This is a genomic window from Edaphobacter sp., assembly GCF_035532915.1.
Classification (GTDB): Bacteria; Acidobacteriota; Terriglobia; order Terriglobales; family Acidobacteriaceae; genus Edaphobacter.
In genome coordinates this window covers 1-5604 of the sequence record NZ_DATKQC010000017.1, presented here as the reverse complement: position 1 = coordinate 5604, position 5604 = coordinate 1, and the positions used below count along the sequence as shown (strand labels likewise).

Annotated in this window: 5 protein-coding genes; all 5 read left to right on the top strand. The window is 57.4% G+C overall.

Translation table 11 applies throughout. The features are described from left to right. Positions 1 to 1602 (top strand): helicase-related protein (locus tag VMU57_RS00810; RefSeq protein ID WP_325379795.1); only part of this gene is annotated, 1602 nt, incomplete at its 5' end. Positions 1603 to 1608: 6 nt separating this feature from the next. Next, entirely contained in the window at positions 1609 to 2328 is a 720-nt protein-coding gene (locus VMU57_RS00805) for a DUF4391 domain-containing protein (RefSeq protein WP_325379793.1), read from the top strand. Further along, a complete protein-coding gene (locus VMU57_RS00800; protein ID WP_325379791.1) occupies positions 2325 to 2714 on the top strand; it encodes a hypothetical protein in 390 nt (129 codons plus the stop codon). Before VMU57_RS00805 ends, VMU57_RS00800 begins: the two co-directional genes overlap by 4 nt. A gap of 96 nt (positions 2715 to 2810) precedes the next feature. Then, complete coding sequence (locus VMU57_RS00795; RefSeq protein ID WP_325379789.1) at positions 2811 to 4892, top strand: site-specific DNA-methyltransferase; 2082 nt, start codon at positions 2811 to 2813, stop codon at positions 4890 to 4892. Between the two features lie 80 nt (positions 4893 to 4972). Continuing rightward, on the top strand, positions 4973 to 5604 hold a 632-nt coding region (locus VMU57_RS00790), incomplete at its 3' end, for a DEAD/DEAH box helicase family protein (RefSeq protein ID WP_325379787.1).

The window sequence follows — 5604 nt, the reverse complement described above, 5'->3', positions numbered from 1 at the left end:
GGAAAGCTCAGGCAAAAGGATCGTGAGCTGAGCCTGCGCTCTCTTATGACGGTGAACCTGCTCAAGCGCCTTGAAAGCTCGGTCCAGGCATTCCGGCTCACCCTCCGAAGGCTCCAGCAAATCCATCTCAGCACGCGGGCTCGAATCGAGAGCTTCCGCCGTACAGGTCAGGGTGGCGCTTTCACCGACTTGTCCACGGCGTTTGATAACGCCGAGCCGGATGAGGATGTGGAATTGTTGGATCCCGACGAGTTCTCGTCTGACCAACAGACTTCAGGCAAGGTAACCATTCAGTTGGCCGACATGGACCTGCCCTCATGGGAGCGCGACCTGAACGCCGATCTCGACGTGATCAATACTCTGCTCGACGAGATGGAGAAGGTCTCTCCAGCCGACGACGCCAAGCTTCAGCACCTGAAGGGTCACATCCTCGCCAAAATCGACGCGCCCATCAATCCCGGCAACCGTAAAGTGCTCCTCTTCACGGCCTTTGCCGACACCGCCGACTACCTCTACGAGCATCTCGCGCCGGTTCTCCAGCAACGCCACGGCCTCCACACTGCCCGCGTCGTCGGTTCCGACCGGCCCAAGTCTACGCTCGGCAGGAAGGCTGACTTCCAGGAGCTGCTGATGCTCTTCTCCCCGAAATCGAAGGAGAAGGCTCTTCTGCTCCCCGACGTGCAGGATGAAATCGACATCCTCATCGCAACGGATTGCATCTCGGAAGGCCAAAACCTCCAGGACTGCGATTACCTCGTCAACTACGACATCCACTGGAACCCAGTGCGCATAATCCAGCGATTCGGCCGAATCGACCGCATCGGCTCCAAGAACGCATCCATCCAGCTGGTGAATTACTGGCCAGACATCTCGCTGGACGAATATATCCGGCTCAAGGAGCGGGTCGAGAGCCGCATGGTGATCGCCGACGTCACAGCCACCGGCGACGAAAATCCCCTCGACGGCCGTTCCAACGATCTTGCCTACCGGAAGGAGCAGCTGCGCCGGTTGCAGGAGGAAGTCATCGAACTGGAAGACCTGAAGGCTGGCGTCAGCATCACCGACCTCGGTCTCAACGACTTCCGCATGGACCTGCTCAACTACGTCAAGGCCCATGGAGACCTCGCGCGCCTGCCAAGCGGTATGCATGCTGTTCTCCCGGCGGCACCTGAGCGCGGCCTGGTCCCCGGCGTCATCTTCGCTCTCCGCAACCGCAATGAGAGCGTAAACGTGCAGCAACTCAACCGCCTCCATCCTTATTACTTGGTCTATATGGACATGGAGGGCCAGACCGTCCTGCCGCACACCGAGGTCAAGCGGTTGCTTGACCTGATTCGCTCGGTAGCAAAGCCTTGTGATGTGCCGATTCTGGAGGCCTACCAGCCATTCAACCAGCGTACCCAGGACGGCCGTGAGATGGGTGCCTACTCCGATCTGCTCACCGCCGCAATTCACTCCATCGTGCAGGTTCGGGAGGAGCGAGAGCTGGACAGCCTCTTCACTGGCCTGAAAACTACGGCACTCACCGGCCCATCCACCGGGCTTGACGACTTCGAACTCATTGCCTTTCTCGTTGTCGAGACGGCAGGCGCCAAAGGATGAGGCCCCATGTTCCTCTATCCTGAGCGGGCCCGTAAAGACCGCATCCTGCCCAAGAACAAAATCTACGGCAACGCCCAACCCAGCCGCGCGATGCGCCAGCGTTTCGTGACGGAGATCGATCAAATTGTGTGGAGATATGTTCTCGGCACGGAAGACCTGAACCTGCCCGCCCGGCCCGGCATCGAGGAGATTCAGGTCTTCGAAATCACCCTCAAGACCGGCCAGATCAAGGAAGACGTCCTCAGAACCATCGACCGGGCCATTCCGTCGCTCATCTTCTTTGAACTGATCTTCCAGGGCCAGGTACGCTTCGCCGCCGCCTTCAAGCGCCCGCCGGTGTCGGCTGCGGGCGAGGCCATCGCCGGTCCGCCAGTGGTCGAGGCATACTTCGAGACGCCATGGCAACCCTCCGCGGCACCTCGCCTGCCGCTACCCGTGGCTGTCGATCTTGGCGGCCTTTACGAGCAGATGCTCCGCCAACATATGCTGGCCAGCCCGCTGGACTTGCACTCCCGCGCCGGTGAGTCCCTTGCACAGACCGTCGCGCGCGGCAGTCAAATCCGGGCCCTGCGGCGGGAGTGCCAGCGGCTGGAGACGGCACTGCGCAAGGAGATTCAATTCAATCGCAAGGTGGAGATCAACCGCAAACTGCGTCAGAGCCAGGCAGAACTCTTGGTTCTGGAACGAACGGACCATCTGGGGGTGAAAATGGAAGATGGAGGGTGATTGAAGGCATGCTTGGCTGGAATGTAAGCGTCCATCGGCAAAAGGACGGTGGGCATTCGCCCGCAACGGATGAGTCGCCCATAAGTGCGCGCCTCGCAGTCTGGCAAACCGGGGACGGCGGGCTGGACTGGCTCTACGATCTTGCAAAAACGGGCAAGGCAATCGATCTGGGCGGGGACGGCTACCCCAACACGTTTACGGCCCAGGCCGAATACGTGATTCCAAGCATTCTGGACAATCCGCCACACGCCCGGGAGGTCTGGGGGCGCGATGAGCACGACTTCGTGGACGAGACCTGGGCTGGAAAGACGGTGATCGACCGTGATGCGGCCCGGCAATGCCGATTCGATGAATGGCTGAAGATTATCGCCTGGGATGAGAGCTGATTTGGCCCTGGCGATGGGAGCATCTTCCACAATGTAAAGTTGTAGAGAACCTTCGAACAGAAGCATCACGTCCGCAGAAGGGCGCAGGACCCACCCATGGAAAAGCTCAAGCTGCATACGCCTGATTTGACCGCACAAAATATCGAAAAGTTGGCCCAACTTTTCCCCAACTGCGTCACCGAGGCGCGGGATGAGGCGGGTCGCCTCACCCAGGCCATCGACTTTGACCAGTTGCGCCAGGAGCTCTCGGGCAGCATCGTCGAGGGACCGCAGGAGCATTATTTGCTGGATTGGCCGGGCAAGCAACAATCTGTTTTGAAGTCAAACGAGCCGATCACGGATTCTCTTCGCCCGGCCAGAGCCGAGAGTACCGACTTCACCTCGACAAGGAACGTTTTCATCGAGGGTGAAAACCTGATCGCTCTGAAACTCCTTCAGGAGACATATCTTGGCGAGGTTGACCTGATCTACATCGATCCTCCCTACAACACGGGAAGCGATCTTCTCTATAACGATCATTTCAAAGAAGAGGAAGAGGGGTATCTATTTCGGAGCGGTCAGAAGGACAATGCCGGAAATCGGCTGATGACCAACCCTGAGTCAAACGGGAGGTTTCATTCGGATTGGCTAACTATGCTTTATCCGCGACTCAGGCTGGCTCGCAACCTTCTGCGTGAGTCCGGCGTGATCCTCATATCCATCGATGACCACGAACTGCCAAACGCAACAAAGCTCTGTGAAATGGTTTTTGGGGCATCAAATTTCATAGCCACGCTGGTATGGGAAAAGGGGCGTAAGAACGATGCCAGGCTCTTTTCCGTTGGCCACGAGTATGTCCTGGTATTCGCGAAGTCCCTAGCTGCATTAAAGGCAGCGAAGGCAATTTGGCGCGAGGAGAAGCCTGGCGCGCGGGAGATTTGGGACAAATTTGTAGAACTCCGTGGCCGGTTTGCTGAGGATTACAGAACGATCGAGATCGGACTTCAAAAGTGGTTTGCAGATTTGCTTAAAACGCACCCGTCGAAGAAGTGGAGCCGGTATAAACACGCAGACAAGCACGGCCCCTGGAGAGACGGCGACATCTCGTGGCCAGGAGGCGGAGGCCCGAGATACGATGTAATTCACCCGAAGACCAAGAAGCCGTGTGCCGTTCCCGAGAGGGGATGGGTATTCGCACAACCTGAAACAATGCAAAAGATGATCGAGTTGGGGATTGTCGAATTCCGCGACGATCACACCGAGCCCCCTTTTCGGAAGCAGCACATTCGTCCTATCGTTTTCGAAATTGAGGCACTTGCCGAAATCGATGATGAAGCAGCGGACTCTGGAGAAGAGACAGAGGAAGATGAGCTTGCAACGCAGGTGCGAGGGTCATATTTCTACAAGCAGTCTCAATCAACTGTAAAGTTTCTCCGAAACCTAATGGGAGCGAAGGTTTTTGATAACCCGAAGGACCATTTTGAGCTCGCTCGTCTATTTGAATACGTGACGAGCGGCAAAGCCGACGCATTGATATTAGACTTCTTCGCGGGAAGCGCCAGCACTGCACATGCAGTTATGCACCTAAACTGCCAAAATGGCGGCCAACGAAGGTTCATCCTTGTGCAACTGCCTCAACCCCTCGACCCTGAAAAGAAGGAACAAAAGGTCGCCGCCAAGTACTGTGACAGTATCGGACGCCCGAGAACAATCGCCGAAATCGCAAAAGAGAGAATGCGACGTGCTGGCGCCGAAATCACGAGTGCCGCATCCGAGAAGGGGACAAAAGTCGATACCGGCTTCCGCGTCTTGAAGATCGACACCTCGAACATGCGCGATGTTTATTACGCGCCCGACGCCCTTGCGCAGGGAGACTTGCTGGCGCAGGTGGACAACATCCGTCCCGATCGAACCCCGGAAGACCTGCTCTTCCAGGTCCTCGTGGACTGGGGATTGGATATGTCTCTTCCGATCGCCCAGGAAACCATCGCCGGCAAATCAGTCTTCTTTGCCGATGGCAATGCACTCGCAGCTTGCTTCGACACAGGCATCACCGACGAGTTGGTGAAAGAAGTTGCCAAACGCAAACCGCTGCGGGCAGTCTTCCGCGACTCCAGTTACGGTTCGGATAGCGTCAAGATCAACGTGGACCAGATATTCCGGCTGTTGTCGCCGGACACGGAGGTCCGGTCGATTTAGCCATGAAATTCCGATTCAAAGTTCAGGCCTTCCAAACCGACGCCGTTGCCGCGGTAGTGGACTGCTTCCAGGGCCAGCCCATGGAGAGCGGCCTGCGTTACCGGATTGACCCAGGGCTTGTCCGGCGCGGTCAAACGGCGCCGCTGGAGTTCAATGAGGGCTTCCGCAACAGCGACATCGCGTTGCCACTACTGGCGATACTGAAAAACATTCAGGCAGTCCAAGTGCGGCAGAACCTGCCCGTCTCCGAAACCTTGAAGCAGACGAAGGTCGCCGACGTGAACCTCGATGTCGAGATGGAGACCGGCACCGGCAAGACCTACTGCTACATCAAAACAATCTTCGAGCTGAACCAACGCTACGGCTGGAGCAAGTTCATCGTCGTGGTCCCCAGCATCGCCATCCGCGAGGGCGTTGCGCAATCGCTTGCTGACACGGCCGAGCACTTTGTGCAGCAGTACGGCAAGAAGATTCTCTCCTTCATTTACGATTCCAAGGCGCTGCACAACCTGGAGAGCTTCAGCTCCGATGCCGGCATCAACGTGATGGTGATCAACGTGCAGGCTTTCAATGCGCGGGGCAAGGATGCCCGCCGCATCTACGAAGAGCTCGATGATTTCCAGACGCGCCGCCCTATCGACGTGATAGCGCGCAACCGCCCCATCCTCATCCTCGACGAGCCACAGAAAATGGAAGGCGCACGAACGGTGGA

Coding starts and splice junctions, on each gene's coding strand:
- VMU57_RS00795 (WP_325379789.1), top strand. CDS start 2,811: ATGGAAAAGCTCAAGCTGCATACGCCTGATTTGACCGCACAAAATATC.
- VMU57_RS00805 (WP_325379793.1), top strand. CDS start 1,609: ATGTTCCTCTATCCTGAGCGGGCCCGTAAAGACCGCATCCTGCCCAAG.